At 38.5% G+C, this 24,990-nt stretch carries 17 protein-coding genes, 1 rRNA gene and 1 pseudogene (1 of these 19 only partly in view); 13 read left to right on the top strand and 6 right to left on the bottom strand.

Annotated features, from left to right (window positions below; genetic code table 11):
- Positions 1-32 precede the first annotated feature (32 nt).
- The 4 genes and pseudogenes from uxaC to ACIFUW_RS12250 form a co-directional block, all read right to left on the bottom strand.
- On the bottom strand, positions 33-1,427 hold the full coding sequence (gene uxaC, locus ACIFUW_RS12265; RefSeq protein ID WP_002303177.1) for a glucuronate isomerase: 1,395 nt from the start codon (positions 1,425-1,427) through the stop codon (positions 33-35).
- A 38-nt stretch (positions 1,428-1,465) separates the two neighbouring features.
- Entirely contained in the window at positions 1,466-2,965 is a 1,500-nt protein-coding gene (locus ACIFUW_RS12260; protein ID WP_002286002.1) for a UxaA family hydrolase, read from the bottom strand.
- Positions 2,958-4,379: pseudogene (locus tag ACIFUW_RS12255) on the bottom strand (tagaturonate reductase). The gene ACIFUW_RS12260 and the pseudogene ACIFUW_RS12255 overlap by 8 nt, the downstream one beginning before the upstream one ends.
- 59 nt (positions 4,380-4,438) lie before the next feature.
- The gene (locus ACIFUW_RS12250; RefSeq protein WP_002303178.1) at positions 4,439-5,431 is read right to left on the bottom strand and encodes a LacI family DNA-binding transcriptional regulator; all 993 of its coding nucleotides are present in this window, start codon (positions 5,429-5,431) and stop codon (positions 4,439-4,441) included.
- Between the two features lie 231 nt (positions 5,432-5,662).
- On the opposite strand from ACIFUW_RS12250, the gene ACIFUW_RS12245 reads away from it, so the two are divergent.
- Positions 5,663-7,861: a helix-turn-helix domain-containing protein gene (locus tag ACIFUW_RS12245; RefSeq protein ID WP_002303179.1), complete on the top strand. Its 2,199-nt coding sequence runs from the start codon at positions 5,663-5,665 to the stop codon at positions 7,859-7,861.
- A gap of 581 nt (positions 7,862-8,442) precedes the next feature.
- Here the strand turns inward: ACIFUW_RS12245 and ACIFUW_RS12240 are convergent.
- The gene (locus ACIFUW_RS12240) at positions 8,443-9,315 is read right to left on the bottom strand and encodes a carbohydrate ABC transporter permease (protein ID WP_002286008.1); all 873 of its coding nucleotides are present in this window, start codon (positions 9,313-9,315) and stop codon (positions 8,443-8,445) included.
- 299 nt (positions 9,316-9,614) lie between these two features.
- Here ACIFUW_RS12240 and ACIFUW_RS12235 point away from each other — a divergent pair, with 299 nt between their 5' ends.
- The 11 genes from ACIFUW_RS12235 (at position 9,615) to ACIFUW_RS12185 (ending at position 21,909) form a co-directional block, all read left to right on the top strand.
- A complete protein-coding gene (locus ACIFUW_RS12235) occupies positions 9,615-10,589 on the top strand; it encodes an ABC transporter permease (protein ID WP_002286009.1) in 975 nt (324 codons plus the stop codon).
- Between the two features lie 21 nt (positions 10,590-10,610).
- Positions 10,611-11,303, top strand: coding sequence for a YesL family protein (locus tag ACIFUW_RS12230; RefSeq protein ID WP_002286012.1), 693 nt, complete (start codon positions 10,611-10,613; stop codon positions 11,301-11,303).
- Positions 11,269-12,777, top strand: a complete 1,509-nt coding sequence (locus tag ACIFUW_RS12225) for an extracellular solute-binding protein (RefSeq protein ID WP_002286015.1) — start codon at positions 11,269-11,271, stop codon at positions 12,775-12,777. The genes ACIFUW_RS12230 and ACIFUW_RS12225 overlap by 35 nt, the downstream gene beginning before the upstream one ends.
- 73 nt (positions 12,778-12,850) lie before the next feature.
- A complete protein-coding gene (locus ACIFUW_RS12220; protein ID WP_002286016.1) occupies positions 12,851-13,954 on the top strand; it encodes a glycoside hydrolase family 88/105 protein in 1,104 nt (367 codons plus the stop codon).
- A 2-nt stretch (positions 13,955-13,956) separates the two neighbouring features.
- Positions 13,957-15,294, top strand: coding sequence for a glycoside hydrolase family 28 protein (locus ACIFUW_RS12215; protein ID WP_002303180.1), 1,338 nt, complete (start codon positions 13,957-13,959; stop codon positions 15,292-15,294).
- The gene (locus ACIFUW_RS12210; RefSeq protein WP_002294494.1) at positions 15,281-16,159 is read left to right on the top strand and encodes a dienelactone hydrolase family protein; all 879 of its coding nucleotides are present in this window, start codon (positions 15,281-15,283) and stop codon (positions 16,157-16,159) included. The genes ACIFUW_RS12215 and ACIFUW_RS12210 overlap by 14 nt, the downstream gene beginning before the upstream one ends.
- Positions 16,156-17,079 (top strand): pectinesterase family protein, encoded by a 924-nt coding sequence (locus tag ACIFUW_RS12205; RefSeq protein WP_002286024.1) that lies wholly within the window; start codon positions 16,156-16,158, stop codon positions 17,077-17,079. The genes ACIFUW_RS12210 and ACIFUW_RS12205 overlap by 4 nt, the downstream gene beginning before the upstream one ends.
- Positions 17,076-17,357 carry a DUF4064 domain-containing protein gene (locus ACIFUW_RS12200; protein ID WP_002303181.1) on the top strand — a complete coding sequence of 94 codons (282 nt, stop codon included), beginning with the start codon at positions 17,076-17,078 and terminating at the stop codon, positions 17,355-17,357. The genes ACIFUW_RS12205 and ACIFUW_RS12200 overlap by 4 nt, the downstream gene beginning before the upstream one ends.
- A gap of 3 nt (positions 17,358-17,360) precedes the next feature.
- Positions 17,361-18,929 (top strand): glycoside hydrolase family 43 protein, encoded by a 1,569-nt coding sequence (locus ACIFUW_RS12195; protein WP_002286026.1) that lies wholly within the window; start codon positions 17,361-17,363, stop codon positions 18,927-18,929.
- Positions 18,930-19,168: 239 nt separating this feature from the next.
- Positions 19,169-20,587: an MFS transporter gene (locus tag ACIFUW_RS12190; protein ID WP_002303182.1), complete on the top strand. Its 1,419-nt coding sequence runs from the start codon at positions 19,169-19,171 to the stop codon at positions 20,585-20,587.
- 11 nt (positions 20,588-20,598) lie between these two features.
- Entirely contained in the window at positions 20,599-21,909 is a 1,311-nt protein-coding gene (locus ACIFUW_RS12185; RefSeq protein ID WP_002303183.1) for a glycoside hydrolase family 28 protein, read from the top strand.
- Positions 21,910-21,979: 70 nt separating this feature from the next.
- Here ACIFUW_RS12185 and ACIFUW_RS12180 read toward each other — a convergent pair whose 3' ends face one another.
- Entirely contained in the window at positions 21,980-22,939 is a 960-nt protein-coding gene (locus ACIFUW_RS12180; RefSeq protein WP_002297271.1) for an IS30-like element IS6770 family transposase, read from the bottom strand.
- Positions 22,940-23,500: 561 nt separating this feature from the next.
- Here ACIFUW_RS12180 and ACIFUW_RS12175 point away from each other — a divergent pair.
- Positions 23,501-24,990, top strand: a 16S ribosomal RNA gene (locus ACIFUW_RS12175); it runs 70 nt beyond the window's last position.

Raw genomic sequence — 24,990 nt, 5'->3', positions numbered from 1 at the left:
GTTTTTGATTCGTTACTGTTACTATTAATCAATTAGGCAAAAAAGCCAAAGTAATTTTTAGCATTTGTATAACTAATCGCTTGAACTAGACTTCCTAAAAGTTGTTCATCTTCAGGTGCTTCTCCTCGCATGACCATTTCGCCTAAAAATTCACAAAGAACACGACGGAAATATTCATGTCTAGTGTAGGACAGGAAACTTCTTGAATCTGTCAGCATGCCGACAAAATTCCCCAAAGCACTACCATCAGCAAATTGTGTCAATTGATCGCGCATACCAGCTCGAGTATCGTTGTACCACCATCCAGAACCTAACTGCAGTTTTCCATTCTGTTCTTTTTGGAAACAGCCCATCAAAGCTAAAATCGCAGGATAGTCATTCGGATTCAATGAATAAAGGATCGTCTTTGGCAACTGATCCGTTTCTTCTGCACGGTTCAATAATTTTTGCAGAGGAATAGTCAAAGAAAGATCATTCATTCCATCATAGCCGGTATCGGGCCCTAATTTTTCCAACATTTGTGTATTACAGTTACGATAAGCATGGATGTGCAGCTGCATCGTCCAATTATGAGAATGATAGAAGTGGGTCAAATGTATCAGTGTTTCTGTAAGATAAGCATCGATTTCATCTGAAGATAATAGTTTGTTAGCTCGTGCTTTTTGAAAAATCTCTTCTAATACTGTTTCATCCGCTTCTTTATAGCGTAAGATGTCTAAAGCGTGGTCGGAAACACGACATCCATGTTGATGGAAGTATTCTATCCGCTGCCCTAAGACTTCTATCAGTTCTTGATAGGTGGTGATCGTTTGGTCAGCTGCTTCTTCCAGTAGTGTGACCCATGCATTAAATCCTTCTTTTTCAATATTGAGTGCTTTATCTGGACGGAATGAAGGTAGAACCTTCAAATCTGGTTCTTCATGAGCAAGCAACTGATGATAGTGCAAGTCGTCTGCGGGATCATCTGTTGTACAAATCACTTCTACATTCGATTTTTTTGCGATTTCCCGACGGCGAAAATCAGGAGCTGCCAAAATTTCATTTGCTTGTGTCCAAATTTTCTCTGCATTTTCTTCATTTATCAACAAGTCAATACCGAAGAAACGCTTCAATTCAAGATGTGACCAACTGTAAAGCGGATTTCCGATAATTTTTGGTACGGTTTGACACCAAGCTAAAAATTTTTCAAAATCAGAAGCATTTCCTGTGATTTTTTCTTCAGGCACGCCGCAAGCTCGCATCAAGCGCCATTTGTAATGATCGCCTCCTAACCAAGCTTCTGTCAGATTGCTGAAATTGTTGTTTTCGTAAATTTCTTTTGGATCTAAGTGACAGTGATAATCAATAATGGGCATGTTTTTTGCGTAGGAATGGTAAAGCTTTTTCGCCCAATCGTCTTTTAATAAAAAATCATCAGATAAAAACATAAATCTTCCTTCTTTCTTTTTATACTGTTTTATGAAAATCAAAGTGTTACTCCGTTTTTAAAAATGGCAATTTCTCGAACGTCATTTTGTTCATTTTTCGTTTCTTCTCCACTAGCTACAGCGATGATTTTTTGAACAAACGATTCTAAGATTACTTCCATTGGTTGTTCTAATAAGACGCCTGCATTAAAATCCATCCAATGACCTTTGCGTTCAAAAAGAGTTGTATTCGTAGATACCTTGACCGTTGGGACATATGAGCCAAACGGAGTCCCTCTTCCTGTGGTAAACAAGACCAACTGGCAATCGGATGAAGCAAGAGCAGAGGCAGCTACAAGATCATTCCCGGGAGCTTGCAATAAACTAAGCCCTGGTTTTCTGATTTTTTCGCCATATTGTAGCACATCAACGACAGGAGAGCTTCCTGATTTTTGCGTGCAGCCTAAAGACTTATCTTCTAATGTAGTGATCCCACCTGCTTTATTACCAGGAGATGGGTTTTCGTAAACTGGTTCCCCGTAAGACAAGAAATACTGTTTGAAGTCATTGATCAAGTCAACGATTGAGTCAAAAACTTCTTCATTTTCCGCTCGTGCCATCAATACTTGTTCTGCGCCAAACATTTCTGGCACTTCTGTTAAGATCGTGCTGCCTCCTTGAGCAATCAAGTAGTCAGAAAATGCACCAAGTAAAGGATTAGCAGTTATTCCCGATAGACCATCAGAACCGCCGCATTTCAAACCGACATTCAACTTAGAGAGCGGGACTGATATGCGCTGGTCATTTTCCGCCGCTGTTAAAAGCTCTTCTAATAGAGCCACACCTTGTTCGATCTCATCGTAAACATCTTGAGCCACTAGAAATTTCACTCGTTCTTCATCATATTCACCTAAAATTTTTTTGAATTCAGGAACTGTATTGTTCTCACAACCTAATCCAAATACTAAAACTCCTCCGGCATTGGGATGATTTACTGCGTCCGCTAAAATTTCTCGAGTATTTTGATGATCTTTTCCAAGCTGCGAACAGCCATAAGGATGCTTTAAAATCGTAATATGGTCAAACTGTCCCAGATCTGGATGTTTTTCCTTGAACTGTTTGACGATCAGTTCAGCAATGCCATTCACACACCCAACGGTAGGTACTAAAAACAAATCATTACGAATCCCTACTTTTCCATTTTTTCGCAAGTAACCTTGAAATGTTCGGTTCTCAAAAAGGTAATGACTTGGATGGACATCTTTTTCATATCGATAATCCAATTCACCAGAAAGATTGGTTTTTACATTATGAGTGTGCAGCCATTGACCGGCAGTTACGTCTGTCGTCACATGACCGATTGGATAGCCATATTTGATCACGTTGTCTCCAGCTTTCAAATCACCCAATGCAATCTTATGACCTTGCGGGATATCTTCAAGAGTGGTGATCGTTTGCTGATCAATCGTCAGTTGTGTTTGTTTTGGAATAGGGGTTAATGCGACGACCACACTGTCTCGTCGATTTAATTTCATTGTTGGTTGCAGGGTTTCAAGCATGGACCATCGTTCCTTTCATTTCTTGTAATACTGACCGGACACCTTTTTGATCGATCTTTGCAGCTATTTCTTGAACTGTATCTGTCACATTCGGTATTTGAGACAAATCTTCTCCCCAAAGCGCAGCGTTTTGCAATAATCGAGGAATAGCTGTTCCATTATCAGACCAAGCATCAGTAAATTCGCTTATCGTCTTTTCATCATCATGTGGCTTTACTTGATCGCCTCGATACATAAGAAGTAGCGCAGCTAGTGAAACAGTGATTAACGGTGGTACCTGATTTTGTTCTTCGATATACTTCTTGAACACTGGAAGCAGACGGGTGCTGAACTTTGAAACACTATTTAATGAAATCGCTTCTAATTTGTGATGGGCAAAAGGATTCAAGAAACGTTCTTTGATTTGGTCAGCATAAATGGCTAATTCATCTTTAGGTAAAGAAAGCATAGGAATCAATTCTAGATTGAATAACTGATCAACATATGCGGAGAATAAAGGATCTTTCATTACTTCTTCTACAGTTTCCAATTCCGCCAACAAAGCAAGAGGGACCATCGCTGTATGCGGTCCATTAAGCAAATGCACCTTACGTTCACGATAAGGAGTCATATCATCTGTGATGATGACATTCAAGCCAGCCTGTTTGAATGGTAGTTGATTCTCCAATTCTTTAGGCCCTTCGATCACCCAAAGCATGAATGGTTCTGCTTTGACCATCAATTGATCTTCATAGTTATGCCGTTGATTGAAAACACCTGCATCTTCGCGAGGATAACCTGGGACGATGCGATCAACTAAACTACAACAGAAAACATTTTCTTTTTCTAACCACTCAACAAAAGCAGGTTCTAAATCCCATTTTTCTGCGTAGCGTAAAATGATTTCTTTTAGACGTTCGCCGTTTCTGTCAATCAGTTCGCAAGGAATGATGGTAAAGCCAGCTTTGTTTAATTTGAAACGTCGGTATAAAAAGGCTGTCAGTTTGCCCGGGAAGCTCTGTGGGGGAGTATCTGTTAAATTATCAGTCTCCACGAATTGGATTCCTGCCTCTGTTGTATTGGAGACGATATAGGCCAAGTCGTCATTTTCTGCTAGAGATAGATAAGCATCCCATTCATCATAAGGATTGATCATTTGTTCTACTACGGTGATAATCTCGGAAGTATCAACGATTTCGCCATTGCTGAGTCCTTGTAAAATGACCGTATATAAATTATCTTGCTGGTTCATCATATTTCCAAGACCTTGTTCTAAAGGTTGAATGATTGCAACATTACCTTTAAACAATTGTTGGTTATTCAGCTGCTGAATCTGCCAATCAATAAATCCACGCATAAAATTGCCTTCACCAAACTAAAGAACTTTTACAGGTGCTTCGTTTTTTTTCACTAATTCTTTTGTCAGTTTTTTCATATAAACTTCCTTTCTGTGTTATGCACACGTTAACATTTTTATATAAAATTACTTGTAGTTTACAAGTAATTGATCGACTCACGAAGGATCAACAAGGTGGAGAGCTCAATTTTAGATTGTTCGATCGTCCTGCCTTCGATCAAATCTAGTAAAAGCTTTGTTCCTTCTTGACACATTTCTTTCAAAGGCTTACGTACGGTGGTAAGCGGCGGATTGAGATAGGAGACGACTGGAGAATCATCGAACCCGATCAGAGAAATGTTCTGGGGAACACGGAGGCCAGCTAAATGTACAGCTCTCAATGCACCAATCGCTATGTCGTCGTTGCCGCAAAAAACCAGAGTAGGCAGGTCAGAAAGTGATAATAGGTATTCCATGTTTTGGAGGCCGCTTTCTAAGCTGTAATCTCCTGTTAAAAAATAGGCTAGATTGACAGGGATGCTCGCTTTTTTTAGACTTTTCAATACCCCTTTTTCCCGTTCTTTTGTCGAACGAAAATTTTTCTTTCCGCCAATATAAGCGATCTTCGTATGTCCGCATCCAATACCGTAATCTACTGCCTGCATAACACCGGCCGCATCATCGGCAGTGACGTTGATAACCGCTGGATCATTGATGTGACGATTGACAACAACGAAAGGAAATTCTTTTTCTTTGAGATAGTCGATGAAAGGCTGATCATCATCACTTTGACTCATAACGATCAGTCCATCGTAGCGTTGCAGGTTGATTTCTGTTAAATCAACAACATCGATACTTTCAACAGATAAACTGTAATTTGTGTCTAATACTGAATGGATGCCTGCAATGGAATCTGCTAGGAAATTTGATGAAGTTCCTTTATGCAAACTTGAGAAAAATAGTCCGATTAGATATTTTTTTTGATTCACTAAACCTTTTGCACTATAGTTTGGCGAATAATTCATTTCCTTAGCTAGTTGTCGTATTTTTTGTTTTGTTTCATTTTTTATTAAACTGCTGTTATTCAAAGCACGAGAAACTGTCGTATGAGAAACGCCAGCTGCTTTAGCGATATCTTTGATCGTTACCATTCCATCATTTTCCTTACTTTTTCACTTTTTGTTAACGCATTCATCATATTACGATAACTACGATAAGTCAATAGATCTTTGATATGAAAAGATTGCACACGTTAAAAATTACTTGGATTTTTATTTTTAATTATGCTATTCTTGAAAGCGGGGAATGCTCATTTAATTAGATGAGTATCAATTTTACAGAAAAATGAAAGCCTTTTATTTTAAAAGGAGGAGAGGAAGAAAATGAAGAAAAGTACAGTATTTTATAAAATATTTTTACCGATGTTTTTATTAGGAGCCGTACTTGTCATAGGATTTAGTTTATTCATTTACCAGAATACCTATGAATCGATCGAATCGAGTTATTTAACAGACAAAAAGAATTTGCTCAGGCAAGTTAAAACTAACGTTGAATGGAAAATTAGAACGATTGAATATTCGTTTTCTACGTATGGTTCGACCAAAAATTTCTCGGACATATTCAAGCATCCGCTGACATATACAGATTACTCCACTTATTCTGAAATCAGGAAAGAACTAAATTTTATAGAAACGATTGTTATGGATGATAATAATTATGATTTAGTCAGTTTGGCTGGTAAATGGGGAGTAATCAATGGATCGTTGAGTCAACTGACCGAAGAGGAAGTTGAAAAGTATCAACAGAAGTACATAAATAACAAAAATAATTTATTTTGGCAAAAGAAAAACAAAGGAATCGAAATGGTGATTTCTTTGCCAATGTTTGAAAAAGAAAAATATGCATTGGGAATTGCTACGATAGAGAAACATACAATAGAACAAGTTGTTGGTGAAAGTGGAGAAGACATACTTTCTATTGAAAACGAAGTTGGCAACCTTTTTACTACTCAGACAGTAAAAAATAAAGAGCAACCAACTGTATTAACGGACGTGGATCTAGATTACAATCAGCTGAAAGTGATAAGAGAAAAAGATAAAACGTATATAGTACTGAAATCAGATTATAATAATTGGATTTACAGATTAGAAGTTGACTCTAGTGCAATTGGCGCAATGATCCGCAATCTGAGAATCGGGCTAGTTGCAGTGTCTTTAACACTGGTAGGACTCATTGGTCTTTTTTCCTACTTATTTTCGGACAGATTTGCCCGTCCGATTTCTCAAATACAGGAACGTCTGAATCTTAAATCAAAAGGATTCAGTGGGAAAGAACTAGATTTGGTCGCTCAATCAGTCAGTCGGATCATAGGAGAAAAAGAAGCGTTAAGTGCACACTTAGTTACCCAAAAGCCACAGCTGGAAACGCTATTTGTACTTAGTTTATTTAGAAATCGAGTAGAAAGGCGAGAACTAGATCAGCGGTTGCAGCAATTTGGTTATAGTTCTCAAAATGACTGCTATTATACAGCTTTGGTTCAAATCGATCTGTTAGAAGATAGTCACGGTGGGGAGCGTGATTTGCTACTTTTAGCGATCAACAACATGATCACGGAAATTGTGCCAAAGGAAAATCGAATGCTGCCGATCGTTTTGAATGAAGAAATGCAAGCCACTATTTATCGAATGGATAAAGATGATGCAGAAGCAAGCAAAAAAGTCATGGAGTATTGCCGACTCATTCAAAAACGTGTAAAAGAATACTTGAATTTAACTATCAGTATAGGCATCAGTAACCGGTTCGAAACGCTGAATGAAAGCAAGCAATCGGTTGATCGGGCAAAAGAAGCCCTGTATTATCGTGTAAATACTGGTCCAAGTTCAATTATTTTTTATCAGGAAATCGTTCCTGCTGCTCATGAAAAAACACTTATTAGATATCCGATAGAAGAACAAAATCGATTGTTTGAAGCCATTCGTTCTGGAAATCAGGAAGTGAAGAATTTAGTACATGAATTGATTGATGCATTGTTTGCACAAAATAAAAATCCTTTGAGTCGGGAAGTAGTTTCGGTCCGCTTGATCAATGAACTCGTTCAATTAGGACAGTTATTGGGAGTAGATTCAAAAAACTTTGATAACATGAAACAAATTTATGTAAAAGCACTGAACAATTATCATCCCAAAGAACTAGAAAAACTTGTTTTAGAACAATTAGTTCTGCCAATCACAGAATGCTCTCAAGCAATCACTGATCATGAATTTAAAAATTTGTCGGAGAATATTATGCATATCGTCTACACAGAATATGATCGTGATCTGTCTTTAGATGTGATCGCTGATAGGTTGCATTATAACCCTAACTATTTAAGTAATGTATTTAAAAAGGAAACAGGAGAAAAATTTGGTGATTTTGTTCAAAATCATCGTTTAGAGGTAGCAAAAAAATGGTTGAAAGAGACTAACCTCTCCGTAAAAGAGATTGCAGAAAGATTGCAATATCGAAATCCGCAAAATTTTATTCGTTTCTTTAAAAAGAAGGAATCGATTACGCCGGGAGAATATCGAAAAAAATATTTGTGAATCAAGAGGCTGTTTTTCTTGTGATCTGATTCAAGCAATAAAAGAGGACAGCAAAAAACAGCACTTCATGTTTTGCTGCTGGCTGATTTTATTGCCGCAGAATCAACAAGATAAACGCCGTTTAATCAAGAGGCTGTTTTTCTTGTGGACTGATTCAAGCAATAAAAGAAGTTAGAATAACCCTAGTATTTGTATTTATGGATAGTTAAATTTCAAGGCTAAGCACGCAAAAAGAACTGTGACAAAAGTCTTGTCACAGTTCTTTTTTACGAATAAATGGCGTTCAAGAGACAGGCTATCGACAATAAGGCATAATTTTGTGAAATATGGGAAGCTATTTTTCAAAATCGCTTCTTATTGCTCCTGTGGGTTACTCGTCGCAATGTTTGTGAGAGTTTTTATCATCGCTCAAGGCTGAACGTCTCTTTCACAACCTCTGATACACGGTGTTCCAGGAGTAGATTCTTCGAAAAATAAGCCGAAATTTCACAAAAATTTAAGAAGCAATTTTCGTAAATGCCTTCTTATTTCTTGAAGCTGACCACTTCTGACACAACTACCATTTTGCGTTCAGTACATAATCACCCTTTGACAGAACCTACGAGTGCTCCTTTGACAAAATATTTCTGAACAAAAGGATAAACAATCAGCATAGGCACTGTTGCAATAACGATAACAGCCATTTTAACTGTTTGTGCTGGTGGAATCACATCAACGGCACTACTTTCTGCTTGCATCCCACTTGATACAATGACGATTTGGCGTAAAAGAATCTGTATCGGCCATTTAGATGAATCGTTGATATACAAAATAGCAGTCATATAAGTGTTCCAGTAAGTAACAGCATAAAAAAGCGAGATAGTAGCAATAGACGGTAAAGCTAATGGCAGCATAATTTTGAAAAATACACCAAAATCTGTGCAACCATCCATTTTTGCTGATTCTTCCAAACTATCCGGCAAGGCTTGGAAAAAGTTTCTCATAATGATCATATTCATTGCATTAACAGCCACAGGCAGGATCATGGCCCAGTAAGAATTGACCAGCCCTAGAGAACGAACAACTAAGAACGTTGGAATCATCCCCCCGCTGAACAACATAGAAAATACAACAAGAAAGTTGACGAAACCTCGACCAAACAAATACTTTCTGGAAAGACCGTAGGCCATCAGTGAAGTTGCACACATACTGACGATCGTTCCGACACCTGTAACACCAATCGAAACAGCAAGTGCTCTAAAAATGGTCGGCGTAGAAAGAATGTAGCGATACGCGTCTAAAGAAAAGGTAGTAGGAAAAAGGATAAACTTTTTCGCGACGACTTCTTGTGTAGAAGCAAAAGATGTAGCGATGATATTTAAAAAAGGAACGATACAGATCAAAGCTAGCAAAATTAGAAACGTATTGTTGAAAAGTGTAAAACTTCTTTCTCCTATAGAGACTTTCTTTTTCATATAGATAGGCTCCTCCTCAAAATAAATTAAATGTTTCTGTTTCTATATGTTCAATTTATCATCGGTGAAAGATTACGTATATAATCATTTCCTATGCTAAGTGTCAGATAGAAAAAAATAGAAGGTTTGCTATGCGTAGTTTATTTGTGAAAAAATACACTTTATCGTTTTGTATAGCACAAAAATCATTGCTATGTAAGCGTTTTTACTTACGATAAAAATGATTATATACGTAATTCAGATAGTTATCTATCATGAAGTCATAAGCAGCAAACATTCACAAAACTAAGGAGGGGCTTATGGAAAGTGTAAAGAAACAAGAACCATTTCAACTGACGCTATCGAAAAAAGAAGAAAAGCTCAGAAGACGAAAAAAAATAATTGCAGGAATCAAAACGAATAAATTTTTATATGTGATGATTCTGCCGGGAGTCCTTTATTTCTTGATTTTTAGGTATCTTCCTATGGGGGGACTCGTTATTGCTTTTCAAGATTATCAACCATTTTTAGGAATAATGGGAAGTCCTTGGGTCGGTTTCAAACATTTCATTCGTTTGTTTACAGAACCGACATTCTTTACATTATTAAGAAATACGTTGATCTTGTTCGGATTAAATATCTTCGTGTTTTTTCCGATGCCAATCATTTTGTCTTTACTATTAAATGAAGTAACGAACAAACGATTGAAAAACGGGATTCAAACGATCATTTACATCCCTCACTTCATGTCTTGGGTAATCATTGTTTCGATTACTTATGTATTTTTGAATGTTGACGGAGGGGTATTGAATGAATTCCTTGCAACAATGGGATTTGAAAAAATCAGTTTTCTAACATCCCCTGAATGGACACGCACAGTATATATCGGACAAGTGATCTGGAAAGAGTTGGGCTGGTCTACGATCATCTACCTTTCAGCGATAACTGCAGTCGATACACAGTTGTATGAAGCTGCAGAAATGGATGGAGCAGGACGCTTACGCAAAACATGGCATGTTACATTGCCGGCAATTCGTCCAGTAATCATTACCTTGCTGATTCTAAAAATCGGTCAGACATTAGACTTAGGGTTCGAGCATATGTACTTGTTATTGAATTCATTGAATCGAAGCGTTGCAGAAATTTTCGACACCTATATTTATACAGCTGGATTGAAGAATGGACAGTTAAGTTTCAGTACAGCAATGGGATTGTTTAAAGGGGTCGTAGGATTGTTTATGGTAATTTTAGCTAATAAGATTGCCAAAAAGCTAGGAGAAGACGGCGTTTACTAAGATAGAAAGAGAGGGAAAGATATGCTGCAGTCATTAGATAAAATAAACGGAAGGCTAAATCGTATTTTACAGTTGGTTTATTTGAATTTTCTGTGGGGCGGTTTAGTCATCGCAGGTTTGGGAGTTTTTACTTTCGGTCCTGCATCGTATGCGATGGTTGCAGTGATTAGAAAATGGCTGCGCTCAAAAGAAACGTTTCCTTTGACGAAAACGTACTTCACATATTTTAAAGAAAACTATCGTGAAACCTTGCTGATGAGCTGGATATATGGCGCCATCGGGATTGTTTTACTTGTGGATCTTTCTTTCATACACAATTGGTATCTTAGGATCGCTTTGTATATTGCTGCGTTCATATATGTGCTCTCAGCACTCTATATTTTCCCAATCATGGCTCATTATGATTGGAAAGGATATTTTTTCAAAATGAAAATGGCATTTTTATTCGGATTCTCACATCTTCATTACTCATTAGTGTTGATATTAAGTATGGTAGGGATTTATCTGATGATCATCCAAACAATGCCAGGTGTTTTAACCTTTATCGGTGGCAGTCTCTTCTTTTCCGCAGTCACGTGGACAGCAAATTCTATATTTTGCCATTTGGAATGGAAGAACTCATATACAGAAAAAACAGAAGAAAACAAAAATATTATTAAAACAGTGAAGGAGAAAATTTATGAAAAAAGCAACGCTCGTAAAATTAGGTCTTAGTTTTGCAGGAATTCTAGCACTTGCCGCATGCGGCAGCAGTTCAAGTAACAGTTCTTCAGAGACAGAAGATGGAAAAGCTAAAATCACTTGGTTAAATATTTTGCATCATGCTTCACCGCCTACAGACACGATTGTGAACTTGATCGAAGAAAAAACCGATACGGAACTGACATTCAACTGGATTCCTGATGCTTCAAAAGAAGAAAGATTAACAACTGCATTGGCTTCTGATGAACTAGGAGATATCGTTACACTTCAAATTGCGATGTTGAAAAACTCTTCTGTCCGCAATGCGTTAAAATCAGGCGTATTCTGGGATGTATCAGAATATTTAAAAGACTATAAAAATTTAAGTCAAATTTCTGAAGATAGAATCGAAGCTGCGAGTATCGACGGTGCCTTGTACGGCGTACCGATACAAAAAGACTACGCTCGTGCTGGCTTAGTCATTCGAAAAGACTGGTTGGATAATCTAGGACTAGATGTTCCAACTACCATGGATGAGCTTTATGAAGTAGCTAAACAATTTACAGAAAACGATCCTGATGGAAATGGTGTGGACGACACAGTTGGTTTTGGCGATCGTGCGCCTAGTGATATTCGTTATACCAGCTTTAAACTTTTCACTTCTTATTTTGGAGCACCAAATGGCTGGGCTGTAGACGATAATGGCAAATTCACTCCAGAATTTGATACAGAAGAGTATATGAAAGCTTTGAATTTTTCAAGAGATCTATTTGAGAATGGCTATTTGGCACAAGACTTTGCAGTTACCCAAAAGACTGATCAGCAAGAACAATTTGCACAAGGAAGAACTGGAATCTACACTGGAATGGTGGATATCAAGAATCTGAAGACGATGGGTCAAGGTATTCAAGATGATATGGAATTAGTGCCTGTAAACAAGATCTCAGATGGTGAAGGCGGCGGTTATCATGTTTGGTCAGAAGGAAATGGTATTGGCGGCTTGCTAGCATTTCCCAAATCTCAAGTAAAAGACGAAGCACAATTGAAGAAATTACTTCAATTTGTTGATGATCTTTTAGAAGAAGATGTGTATAAATTGATGACTGGCGGTATCGAAGGAACGCATTATGAATTGAATGATGATGGTTCTATCGAATTTATCGATATGGATCTTTGGCAACAAGAGGTGCAACCGTTATCAAGCTCTCGTCCTAGTGAAGTGACGTTCTCTTTCAAAGATACAGACCCTGAAAAAGAATTCTCTAATCAATTGATCAAAGAAAATGAAGAATTTGCTGTAATGGATCCTTCTGTGCCATTGGATTCACCGACGAACAATGAAGTAGGATCAGAAATTGAAAAAATCGTCATTGATGCTACGGTGCAATACATCATGGGACAGCTTGACGAAGATGGATTCAAAAAAGCTGTAGAAGACTGGAAAGCACAAGGAGGCGATCGAATCACACAAGAGTACGAGGAAGCATACAAAGCAGCGGCACAGTAATATAGACGATTGGGACAAATACTTCTTGGTATTTGTCCCAAATCCTATTTTAATTTTTAAAGGAGAGCAAATAATGGAAAACTGGTCAAAGAAATTAGCAAAAAGTATCATGGAAAGAACACCTCGCTTATATGAAGAAAAGTGGTATAAAGGAAAATGGTCTTATGACTATGGCGTCGTACTTAAAGGGTTCCAATTACTTTGGGAACGAACCCAAGAAAAAATTTATTTTGATTTCATAAAAGACAATATCGACTATTTCGTGCAAGAAGATGGAACGATCCGTGGCTACAGCGTTGAAGAATACAATATCGACCATGTAAATACAGGAAAGCTTTTCTTTTTATTGTACAAAGAAACAGGCGAAGAAAAATATAAAAAAGCAGCAGAACTCCTTTCCCAGCAGTTGGCAAACCATCCACGCACATCCGAAGGAGCTTTTTGGCATAAAGAAATTTATCCTTATCAAATTTGGTTGGATGGCTTATATATGGGTTCTCCTTTTTATGCTGAATTTATCCAGAATTTTAGTGAAGAAAAAGATTACCAAGATGTTTTGAGACAGTTTGAAATCAGTTATAAACATCTATTCGATCCAAAAACAAATTTGCTGATTCATGCATGGGATGAAAAGAAGGTCCAACCATGGGCTGATCCAAAAACAGGTCTATCCCATCATTTTTGGAGCCGATCGATTGGCTGGTATTTGATGGCTGCAGCAGATACCTATGAATTACTTCATGAAGAAACAGATTGTTCTTTGCTGAAAGAAATTCTAGAAAAGACACTGGCTGCATTACTTCCATATCAAGAAGAAAACAGCGGGACATGGTATCAAGTAACAACAGAAACAAAACGGAAAGGAAATTATCTGGAAGCTTCCGGCAGTAGTATGTTTGTTTACGCAATGGCTAAAGGAATACGTTTGGGACTGCTGAACAAAGAAGAATGGCTTCCACAAGTGAAGAAATCACATCAAGGATTACTTGATGAATTTGTTCTGGAAACAAAAGAAGGCTGGCTGAACTTGAATAAAAACTGTCAAGTAGCAGGGTTAGGCGGAGCAGATCAGCGAGATGGTTCATATGCTTACTACATCAGTGAACCAATTATTTGTAATGATCAAAAAGGCGTTGGTGCATTCTTGCAAGCATTGATTGAAGTGGAGGCATTATAAATATGTATGATATTTTGACATTTGGCGCATCAATTGATGAATTGAATACTGAAGCAATACAACAAGCCATTGATGCTGCAGCAAGTGACGGAGGCGGGACCGTAGTTGTTCCAGCAGGTGAATTTCTAACAGGAGCTTTATTTTTAAAAAGCAATGTCGAACTTCATTTAAGCGCAGGAGCGGTTCTGAAATTCTCTGACGATCCAAAAGATTATCCTGTTGTTCATTCACGTTGGGAAGGAGTCCATCGAAAAGTTTATGCTTCCTGTATCTATGCTCAAAATGTAGAGAACATCTCTGTCACTGGTTTCGGTACATTAGATGGAAATGGAAAAAAATGGTGGCATACTTTTAGAAATGAACCAGATAATCTCGCTTATCCTCGTCCTAAATTGATGAGTTTCCATAACTGTCATCGAATTACTGTGAAAGATATTAAATTGATCCAGTCACCAAGTTGGACGATCAACCCGATTCTTTGCAGTAATGCAACGTTTGATAACTTGACGATCTTGAACCCAGCGGATTCACCAAATACAGACGGAATTGATCCAGAATCATGCAAAAATGTGCGTATTAGTAATTGCCATATTGACGTGGGAGATGACTGTATTGCAATCAAGGCAGGGACTGAAGATACGTACGAAAGGATCGCTTGCGAAAATATCACGATCACAAATTGCACGATGGTCCATGGACATGGCGGTGTCGTATTAGGAAGTGAAATGAGTGGTAGTATTCGTAATATTACCATTTCAAATTGTATCTTCCAAGAAACTGATCGAGGAATACGATTGAAATCTAGACGAGGTCGAGGCGGGATCGTTGAAGATATTCGAGTATCCAATATAGTCATGGATAATGTGATGTGTCCATTTATACTGAATCTTTATTATTTCTGTGGTCCGCGAGGGAAAGAACCGTATGTATGGGAAAAAAAGGCTTATCCGATAGATGAACGGACATCAGCATTCAGAAGGATCCATTTTTCGAATATCACGGCAAGGAATGTCCATGCTTCTGCAGGTTTTATTTATGGATTAGCGGAACAATTCATACAAGAAATCACATTTGACAATATCGATGTCTCGATGGCCCAAGATGCAGTTCCCGGTGTTCCTGCTATGATGACAGGAATAGAGGAAATGAGCAGACAAGGATTTTATATTGGCTTTGCGGGTAAGGTTTCCTTTAACCAGATGTCGATTGAAAATCACGAGGGACCAGCATTTCTATTAGAAAATACTAAAGAAATCAGTATTGAGAAATTCCAATCAAATCAATCAGAAAATATGGATGAACTGGTTGTTCGTAAAAACTTTGCTTATGCAGTTGAATGATTTTTTAGGTGCTCCATCTAGCAGACATACCCCTAGTGGAAAACGATTATACCGAGAAAAACAAAACGGTTTTATGCTTGAATACTATCAATTGTACTTAAATGAATTGGAAACAGTACCAGCCCTCTATGCTTATCCAGAAAAAGAAGGACCGTTTCCGACGGTCCTTTACCTGCATTCTCACGGCGGAGATTTTTCAGTCGGGAAAAGTGAATTGATCCATGGTGCTCCTTACTTAGCTTCTCCATCTTTTGCAGAAGTACTGACAGGAATGGGATATGCTGTTTGGTCGATTGATGCTTGGGGATTTGAAGAACGCGGAGGTATTTCTGAAAGCGAGTTGTTCAAACAATTTTTATTAACAGGAAAAACGTTATGGGGAATGCGTATTTATGATGTGATCAGCTTGATCGATTATTTGGAGACAAGGGAAGACACAGATACTCAACGGCTCGCAACGATTGGTCTTTCTATGGGAGGCTTATTAAGCTGGTGGGTGACAGCATTGGATTCTCGTGTCAAAGTTTGTATTGATCTAGCGGCACAGGTGGACATCGAAACACTTTTGCTACATCGCCGCCTAGATCATCATGGGTTTTATTACTATGTGCCAAATCTATTGACAGCTTATACAACGTTAGCAATCCAAGAAAAAATCGCTCCGCGCCCTCGTCTTAGCTTAGTTGGAAAAAACGATACGATGTGCTTGGACGAAGGCGTACTGAAGCTGAGAAAAGGGCTGGACAAAAAGTATCAATCAATGGGTAGTCCAGAAAACTTTTCTTCTTTTTCTTTAACAGGCGGTCATATGGAAACACAAGAAATGAGAAATATTTGGAAACAATTCATAAGGGAGCATTTATGAGGATGAAAGACAAACTGATAATTGGAAAGAATGCTATAGATACCCCGACGGATTTTGAAACTATCCAAGAAGGAATCGATTATTTGGCAGGCCTGCCGGATAGCCATCCAAAGGTCTTGATAGTAAAAGAAGGAAGATATGATGAATATATAGAAAGCAGATTATCCAATTTTAAACTTGTGGGAGCAGGAACAGTAGTTATCTCCGGTAATCGTTTTGCAAAACAGGAGTATCTTGACGGTAGCCAGTTAGGGACTTTCCGAAGTGCTACTTTTTTCTTAGAAGGATCGAATGTCGTATTAGAAAATCTTCACATCGAAAATACAGCAGGTCCAGGAGAAAAGGTAGGACAGGCTGTTGCTTTATTCAATTCAGGAGATCGCGTATCTTTAAAAAACTGTCGACTATCTGGTTATCAGGATACCTTATGCACGGGTCCGTTGCCTGATTTGCAAAAAGATGGTACTCCTTTTTGTACACCGGCTTCTGCCAATCCTGAGTATTGTCGTCAGACCTATGAATATTGCTGGATTGAAGGAACGGTGGATTTCATATTTGGTGGGGCAGATGCCGTTTTTCATCAGTGTCATATCCATAGCTTAGCCAGTAAAAATCCTGGATACATCACAGCAGCATCTACGCCGAAAAATCAAAAAACAGGGTATCGTTTTGAAAGCTGTACCTTGACTGCAGAACCTGATACTAGAAACGTCTATTTAGGAAGACCGTGGCGTCCGTATGCAAATGTCTTATTTGAAGCGTGTAAGATAGGTGGGCATGTTCACCCAACTGGTTGGGATAATTGGGATGACAAGAAAAATGAACAGACTGTCAAATTCTCTGAACGTAATAACAATTATGAAACATCGATCAAAAGACCTGAATGGATACATTTAGAAAAGCAGGGGGTTCAGAAATGAAAAGAAAATGGGAACTATTGCTAGGAATGGTCGGTGGCAGTCTATCTTTGATTTTCTTTGGCGGGTTAGCAGTTACTTTAAGTAATATGTCTGCGTCAGAGTTTAAAAAAAGTTATCAGTCGCTTGCTGTAGATCATTCAACTTTGTCTTTAGAAAATACATTTGGATTATTACAGGACATGACTGGTCTGTTTGCCGTTGTGTTGTTTATTTCACTTGCTTTTTTAGCAGCTGGGGCATTCAGTTTATATCGAGTAAGAATGAGAAAAGGAGCCTGAATCATGCAGACTATCAAAGTGAAAAATCCTATTTTAAGAGGATTCAATCCAGATCCTAATATATTAAGAGTGAAAGAGCGGTATTACATTATTGTCTCCTCTTTTGAATGGCTTCCAGGAATCCGAGTATATGAGTCGAAAAATTTAGTCAACTGGTCACATACAACGGATATTTTGACCACTCAAGTATCTTTGCAAGGAAATCCTACAAATGGAAGTATATGGGCGCCACAGATCAGTTATGCTGATGGATTGTTTTATCTTGTTTACACAGATGTCAAAAGTGCAGGCCGTCCGTTTAAAGATGTCCACAATTATTTGATCACTGCATCTGAGATCACAGGTCCTTGGTCCGAACCAATTTATTTAAATAGTAACGGCTTTGATCCTTCTTTGTTCCATGATCTTGAAACGGGAAAAAAATGGCTTGTCAATGAACTATGGGATTATCGTCTGGACACACCGAATAAATCCAGCGGTATCGTATTACAAGAATATGATGCAGAGAAGAAGAAGCTTGATGGTCCCATCTATAAAATATTTGCAGGTACAGAATTAGCGAAAACGGAGGCACCACATTTGTATTTTCGTAACGGGTATTATTATTTGATGACGGCAGAAGGCGGTACAGGAAGAGGACATTCAGTTACAGTTTGCCGAGCAAAGAATATTACTGGTCCTTACGAGCTTGATCCTGGTTTTCCTATGCTGACAGCTAGTGACAAACCTGCTTCTACATTGCAATGTACAGGACATGGGAGCTTAGTACAAACCCCGTCAGGAAGATGGTACATGACATATCTTTGTACCAGACCATTAAACGGTGCGGCTATTTTGGGAAGAGAAACCGCTATTCAAGAAGTGTATTGGACGTCCGACGATTGGTTAAGACTTAAAGATAGCCAGACAACTCCGATGGAAGAAATAATGATTGAGACAAATGAAGAGGTACAACAAGAAAAAGATCATCAGTTTATGGATACATTTGAAGGAGAGCTAAAGAAGAACTGGAATGCCAGACGCATTTTGCCAAATGCTGATTGGTGTGATACAAAATGTAGACCAGGTTTTTTACGTCTGATTTCCGGTGAATCTCTTCAATCTACCTTCGAACATCATTTGTTAGCTATTCGGCAAACGGATTTTACTTTTGATGCGGAGACAGCATTTGAATACATGCCTAATAATTTTAATCAGATGGCTGGACTGGTACTGTACTTAAATGAATCCAATTATATTTATTGTTATGTTACTTGGAATGAGGACAAGGGAAAATGCCTACGTATGATAGAATCAGAAAACGGAGTAGCACAAATAGAAGATTGGACGATTCCACTCACAGAAAAGAAGACTTTTTTGAAAGTCACTGTAAAGAAAGAGACAGCACAGTTTCATTTGAAAGACGTATCAACTGAAGAATGGAAGAAAGTAGGTCCGCAAAAAAACATGTGTATACTCTCAGGAGGGTTTACTGGAAATTTTATCGGGATAGCAGTGCATGATCTAAATAAAAAAAGAGGAAGTTATGCTGATTTTGAGTTTTTCAAGTATGATGGAAAAGATCATCTGTAATTTAATTCTTTAATAAATGAGGTTCACTAACTTATTTTCACTAGTTAGTGAATTTTTTTGTTTGTATATATTGTTATGTAAAAAAAGTTATCAATCTTATGCATCAATGTTTTTAGATTATTTTTTGTTTTTTATCTGTCAAGATAATGCAATAAAAAGCCAACATTGTGAATATAAAAACAAGAAAAAAAGAGTTATAATTTTGAAAACGTTTACTAGAAGAGGTAGGAGGAATTCAAATGCTTTCACAAAATGCTGTTACAGCAAATACAGTAAAAAAAGAAAAAAAGGAATTTGGGATTTCCGATAAGATAGGCTACATGTTCGGTGATCTAGGTAACTGTTTTATTTTAGGTTTAGTCAATAGTTTCTTGATGATTTATTATACGAATGTTCTTGGCGTTTCAGGGGCAATCGTAGGTACGTTATTCTTGATTTCGAGAATTTTGGATGCGTTTGCTGATGTGATGGTTGGAAGATTATGTGATGTCTCAGAGTTAACAGAAACTGGCCGATTTATTCCTTGGATCAGAAAAATGAAGTATCCATTTTGCTTAGTGACTGTCATTTTGTTTTTGCCATTCGTCCAACATCTTCCAATGACGGTGAAGATTGCTTATATTTTTGTTTCATACATTGTTTATGGGATTTTTCTCTCAACAATCAATATCCCGTATGGAGCAATGGCAGCAGCAATTAGCTCAAATCCTAATGACCGCACCTCGTTGTCCACGTTCCGAAGCATTGGTTCTGCGATTGGCGGATCAACTACAGGATTCTTCATTCCGATTTTAATGTATACCCATAACAAGAGTGGACAACAAGTCGTTTCAGGGAATCATTTCTTTTGGATTTCAATCGGATGTGCTGCAATAGCATTTGTCGCATATATGTTAACTTGTAAATTGACTACTGAAAGAGTAAGAGTTGTCAAAAACGAAAAAGTATCTGCTTCTCAGTTGGTAAAAGGTTTGTTAGCTAATCGAGCACTGATTATTTTAGTCATTGTTGACATTTTCATTGTGATCAATCAGATTTTAGCTGGGACGAATATGACTTATTTATTCAATGATTACTTCCATAATAAACAAGCAATGTCTGTTGCTCTTTTATTTACTTACGGAACAGTAGTAGTTTTAGCACCATTTGCTACAAAGCTGACAAAATTATTTGGTAAAAAGGAAGCAAGCGTATTTGCGTTACTTGCTTCTTCATGTATGTACTTGCTGATGTATTTCCTTCATATAACAAATGCATGGGTATATCTGATTCTTTTATTTATCGCTACTTTAGGATCTGGTTTATTCAATTTGATGGTCTGGGCATTCATTACTGACGTGATTGATTATCATCAATATAAGACAGGCTTAAGAGAAGATGGAACAGTATATGGAGTAAATTCTTTTGCGAGAAAAGTAGGACAAGCATGTGCAGGAGCGGTAGGCGGATTTATGCTGGCACTCATTGGTTACCAATCGTCTACAACAGGTGGAGCCATCCAATCAGTTTTAGTACAAGAAAGGATTTATACGATGGCAAACTTGTTACCAGCATTCTGCTTATTTGTATCCGCAATCATTTTGCTAGTAGGTTACCCACTGAATCGTTCAAAAACTGTATTTATTGGTGAAGAATTGAAAAAAATCAATGAAAGATAGGGAGAAACGTATTGCGGACAAAAAAAGGGATTATCAATGCTTTGAACTTTAAAACAAACGACACTCAACAAGATGATACAATAATACTGCAAAAAGCAATCGATCAAGGTGCGAAAGAACACTTACCTGTATTTATTCCAAAAGGCATTTATTTAGTCGGAGCCCTTTTTTTAAAAGATAAGAGTCATCTTATCTTTGAAGAAGGTGCAGTCCTCAAGGGGAGAACAGATATCGAAGCATTTCCAGAAATCGATACACGAGTAGCCGGCGTAGAAATGAAATGGCCAGCAGCGATTTTGAATGTTCTCTCGGCGAAAGATATTCTTATAGAAGGAAAAGGAATAATCGACGGTCAAGGAGACCATTGGTGGGAGCTGTATTGGGGAAAAGATCAAAAAAGCGGGACAAGAGCTGAATACGATCAAAAGGGACTTCGTTGGATTGCGGATTATGCTATTAAACGTCCACGCGCTTGTTTACTGTATCATGCAGAACATGTTGTTGTTCGTGATTTGATTTTTCAGAAATCAGGTTTTTGGAACTTGCAAATCACTTATTCTAACGATGTATTAGTAGAAAAAGTAATCATCCGCAACAATGATGGACCAAGTACAGATGGGATTGATATTGATTCTTCAACAAATGTGCGTGTCTATGAATGTGATTTGGCCTGTGGTGATGATTGTATTGCTATTAAGTCTGGCAGAGATGGCAATGGTGCAAGAGTCAATCGAAAATCATCAAGAATCGAGGTTGCTAGATGTAAAATCCGTTCAGGATACGGTGTAACTATTGGTAGCGAAGTTAGTGCTGGAGTTAGTGACGTATATATTCACGATATCAATTTTTTTCAGTCAGACTGTGGTATTCGAATGAAATCTTCAAAAGAAAGAGGGGGAGTGATCGAAAATATCAGGGTAGAAAATCTGAATATGATTGATGTACAATTTCCTTTTTCTTGGATAATGGACTGGCATAATGAATACAATAGAAAAAATAGCAATGACCTTGCTCAAATGCCAGAAAGTTGGCAAGCAGTGGCTGAAGAAATACCTGAATCAAAGCAAATGACGAAAGTCAAAGACATACACATCAAAAACGTACAGGCATGCCTTTCTCCAGGTTACTCACTTCCTTCCCGAGCTTTTGATTTAGTAGCATTTCCTGAAAAGCCTATAGAAGATGTCTGCTTTTCTCATTGCCAAATAACTGCAAAAGAATTCGGGCGAATCGAAGCAGTACAAAACTTATGTTTCAAAAGCTGTGATTTATCTATAGAAACTGGCAACACAGCTGCAAACAATACTTTTGACAATCGTTGAAATTATAATAAGGTCAAGCTTAAATAATATTTTAGCTTGACCTTTATTTTTTTTAATGATATATGATTTGTCAAATTAAGCTAGAATAAAATGCTTCTTGTACATAGCTCAAAAATATTTCGATTGGTGTTCTGTAATTCAATGATTTTCTTGGAATATGATTACGTTGATTGCTGACACTGGAAATAAATGTCTGATTCACTTTTCTAAAATCCATTGATTTCGGCAGTCCATTACGACGCAGAATCCCGTTAGAATTCTCGTTTAATGGGCGTTGAGAAGGTGTTCCAGGGTCCGCAAAATATATATCAATATCATGTTGGTTACTAATGGCTTTCCAGTTAGAAAATTCTTTTCCACAGTCAAACGTAATAGATTTAAAGAAGTTTTTAGGGAAGCGAGAAAACCATTGATTAAGGGCAGTTTCAATATCTAATGCCTTACGGCCGTTGGGTTTAATCGTGATAATGACTTTAGATAATCTTTCAACTAAAGTAATGACGGCACTTTTATGATGAATGCCAACGATCGTATCACCTTCAAGGTGACCAAACTCAGAATTGAAATCAGGATAATTATCAGGTCGATCATGGATTGAGCGCTGATACTGTTGTTTTCCCCGTTTTTCCTGATGGCCATTGGGTTTTCTTTTACCTTTCATCGGTAGTGTGTCAATATCAAATATTCCTTTAGAAAATAAACGATAAAGTGTTCTCATACCGCATGAAACAGGCCTTTCTTTTCGCCCGATAATGACGTCAGGCGTCCAACCAAGAGTGACTTTCTCTTTAATGTAATCTACTTCATGAGCAGGTAATTGAATGACTTTTCTACCACATTTTTTCTTATTTTCTTTATACTGGTGCCAATAATCAAGAGCAGTCTTGCCTTGCTTGAACTTATTGACTACATTATAAATAGTTTGTATAGCACGTCCCATTCGGTTAGCGATTTCAACCGGCTTATTATGTTGAAGATAATATGATTCTATCATTGTCAGTTCGTCTATGGTAAGATGTTTGTAGGTCATTTATGGTTACACTCCTTTGTTTTCTTTCGTCGGAAATACAATTTGAGTGTACCATAAATGCCTTTTTATTTTTCTAACTTAATTTTACAATTCGCGATATATTAAACAACGTTGTCGCGCTTCATTGAAACATTTTATGAAAATTCCAAAAAAGAGTTGACACATGTTTTTAGACGTGATAAGATAACTAAGTCGTTAAAAAGAACCACTTGCGAAGCTTGATTCTATCGAAAAAAAACTTCAAAAAAGTTCTTGACAAATAACAAACGATAAGTTATGATAAATGAGTTGCTGAAAGATTTCGAAAAACGAAATCGAAAAAAACTTTTAAAAAAGAGTTGACAATCGCTTGTCTCTCTGATATGATATAAAAGTTGCTACGGCAGCCAAAAACGAATCGGGAAACACTCCCGATGAAGTAGATCTTTGAAAACTGAACAAAGTAAGACAAACCAAATGTGTAGGGCGTCTTGATTCAATTCAAGACAATAAACATTTTTAACAAGCAAGCAATATGCTAGCAAACAAATTGAGCTTAACAATCGCAAGATTGTTCGAACTTTTTATGAGAGTTTGATCCTGGCTCAGGACGAACGCTGGCGGCGTGCCTAATACATGCAAGTCGAACGCTTCTTTTTCCACCGGAGCTTGCTCCACCGGAAAAAGAGGAGTGGCGAACGGGTGAGTAACACGTGGGTAACCTGCCCATCAGAAGGGGATAACACTTGGAAACAGGTGCTAATACCGTATAACAATCGAAACCGCATGGTTTTGATTTGAAAGGCGCTTTCGGGTGTCGCTGATGGATGGACCCGCGGTGCATTAGCTAGTTGGTGAGGTAACGGCTCACCAAGGCCACGATGCATAGCCGACCTGAGAGGGTGATCGGCCACATTGGGACTGAGACACGGCCCAAACTCCTACGGGAGGCAGCAGTAGGGAATCTTCGGCAATGGACGAAAGTCTGACCGAGCAACGCCGCGTGAGTGAAGAAGGTTTTCGGATCGTAAAACTCTGTTGTTAGAGAAGAACAAGGATGAGAGTAACTGTTCATCCCTTGACGGTATCTAACCAGAAAGCCACGGCTAACTACGTGCCAGCAGCCGCGGTAATACGTAGGTGGCAAGCGTTGTCCGGATTTATTGGGCGTAAAGCGAGCGCAGGCGGTTTCTTAAGTCTGATGTGAAAGCCCCCGGCTCAACCGGGGAGGGTCATTGGAAACTGGGAGACTTGAGTGCAGAAGAGGAGAGTGGAATTCCATGTGTAGCGGTGAAATGCGTAGATATATGGAGGAACACCAGTGGCGAAGGCGGCTCTCTGGTCTGTAACTGACGCTGAGGCTCGAAAGCGTGGGGAGCAAACAGGATTAGATACCCTGGTAGTCCACGCCGTAAACGATGAGTGCTAAGTGTTGGAGGGTTTCCGCCCTTCAGTGCTGCAGCTAACGCATTAAGCACTCCGCCTGGGGAGTACGACCGCAAGGTTGAAACTCAAAGGAATTGACGGGGGCCCGCACAAGCGGTGGAGCATGTGGTTTAATTCGAAGCAACGCGAAGAACCTTACCAGGTCTTGACATCCTTTGACCACTCTAGAGATAGAGCTTCCCCTTCGGGGGCAAAGTGACAGGTGGTGCATGGTTGTCGTCAGCTCGTGTCGTGAGATGTTGGGTTAAGTCCCGCAACGAGCGCAACCCTTATTGTTAGTTGCCATCATTCAGTTGGGCACTCTAGCAAGACTGCCGGTGACAAACCGGAGGAAGGTGGGGATGACGTCAAATCATCATGCCCCTTATGACCTGGGCTACACACGTGCTACAATGGGAAGTACAACGAGTTGCGAAGTCGCGAGGCTAAGCTAATCTCTTAAAGCTTCTCTCAGTTCGGATTGCAGGCTGCAACTCGCCTGCATGAAGCCGGAATCGCTAGTAATCGCGGATCAGCACGCCGCGGTGAATACGTTCCCGGGCCTTGTACACACCGCCCGTCACACCACGAGAGTTTGTAACACCCGAAGTCGGTGAGGTAACCTTTTGGAGCCAGCCGCCTAAGGT

The organism is Enterococcus sp. PLH-Efm8 (assembly GCF_053011625.1).
This window is presented reverse-complemented; position numbering and strand designations above follow the sequence as displayed.

Bases quoted from the DNA above. Each gene is read 5' to 3' on its own strand.
- ACIFUW_RS12250 (WP_002303178.1), bottom strand. From the start codon at position 5,431: ATGGTAACGATCAAAGATATCGCTAAAGCAGCTGGCGTTTCTCATACG.
- ACIFUW_RS12225 (WP_002286015.1), top strand. From the start codon at position 11,269: ATGAAAAAAGCAACGCTCGTAAAATTAGGTCTTAGTTTTGCAGGAATT.
- ACIFUW_RS12195 (WP_002286026.1), top strand. From the start codon at position 17,361: ATGCAGACTATCAAAGTGAAAAATCCTATTTTAAGAGGATTCAATCCA.
- ACIFUW_RS12235 (WP_002286009.1), top strand. From the start codon at position 9,615: ATGGAAAGTGTAAAGAAACAAGAACCATTTCAACTGACGCTATCGAAA.
- ACIFUW_RS12205 (WP_002286024.1), top strand. From the start codon at position 16,156: ATGAGGATGAAAGACAAACTGATAATTGGAAAGAATGCTATAGATACC.
- ACIFUW_RS12245 (WP_002303179.1), top strand. From the start codon at position 5,663: ATGAAGAAAAGTACAGTATTTTATAAAATATTTTTACCGATGTTTTTA.
- ACIFUW_RS12200 (WP_002303181.1), top strand. From the start codon at position 17,076: ATGAAAAGAAAATGGGAACTATTGCTAGGAATGGTCGGTGGCAGTCTA.
- uxaC (WP_002303177.1), bottom strand. From the start codon at position 1,427: ATGTTTTTATCTGATGATTTTTTATTAAAAGACGATTGGGCGAAAAAG.
- ACIFUW_RS12180 (WP_002297271.1), bottom strand. From the start codon at position 22,939: ATGACCTACAAACATCTTACCATAGACGAACTGACAATGATAGAATCA.
- ACIFUW_RS12215 (WP_002303180.1), top strand. From the start codon at position 13,957: ATGTATGATATTTTGACATTTGGCGCATCAATTGATGAATTGAATACT.
- ACIFUW_RS12210 (WP_002294494.1), top strand. From the start codon at position 15,281: ATGCAGTTGAATGATTTTTTAGGTGCTCCATCTAGCAGACATACCCCT.
- ACIFUW_RS12260 (WP_002286002.1), bottom strand. From the start codon at position 2,965: ATGCTTGAAACCCTGCAACCAACAATGAAATTAAATCGACGAGACAGT.
- ACIFUW_RS12220 (WP_002286016.1), top strand. From the start codon at position 12,851: ATGGAAAACTGGTCAAAGAAATTAGCAAAAAGTATCATGGAAAGAACA.
- ACIFUW_RS12230 (WP_002286012.1), top strand. From the start codon at position 10,611: ATGCTGCAGTCATTAGATAAAATAAACGGAAGGCTAAATCGTATTTTA.
- ACIFUW_RS12190 (WP_002303182.1), top strand. From the start codon at position 19,169: ATGCTTTCACAAAATGCTGTTACAGCAAATACAGTAAAAAAAGAAAAA.
- ACIFUW_RS12240 (WP_002286008.1), bottom strand. From the start codon at position 9,315: ATGAAAAAGAAAGTCTCTATAGGAGAAAGAAGTTTTACACTTTTCAAC.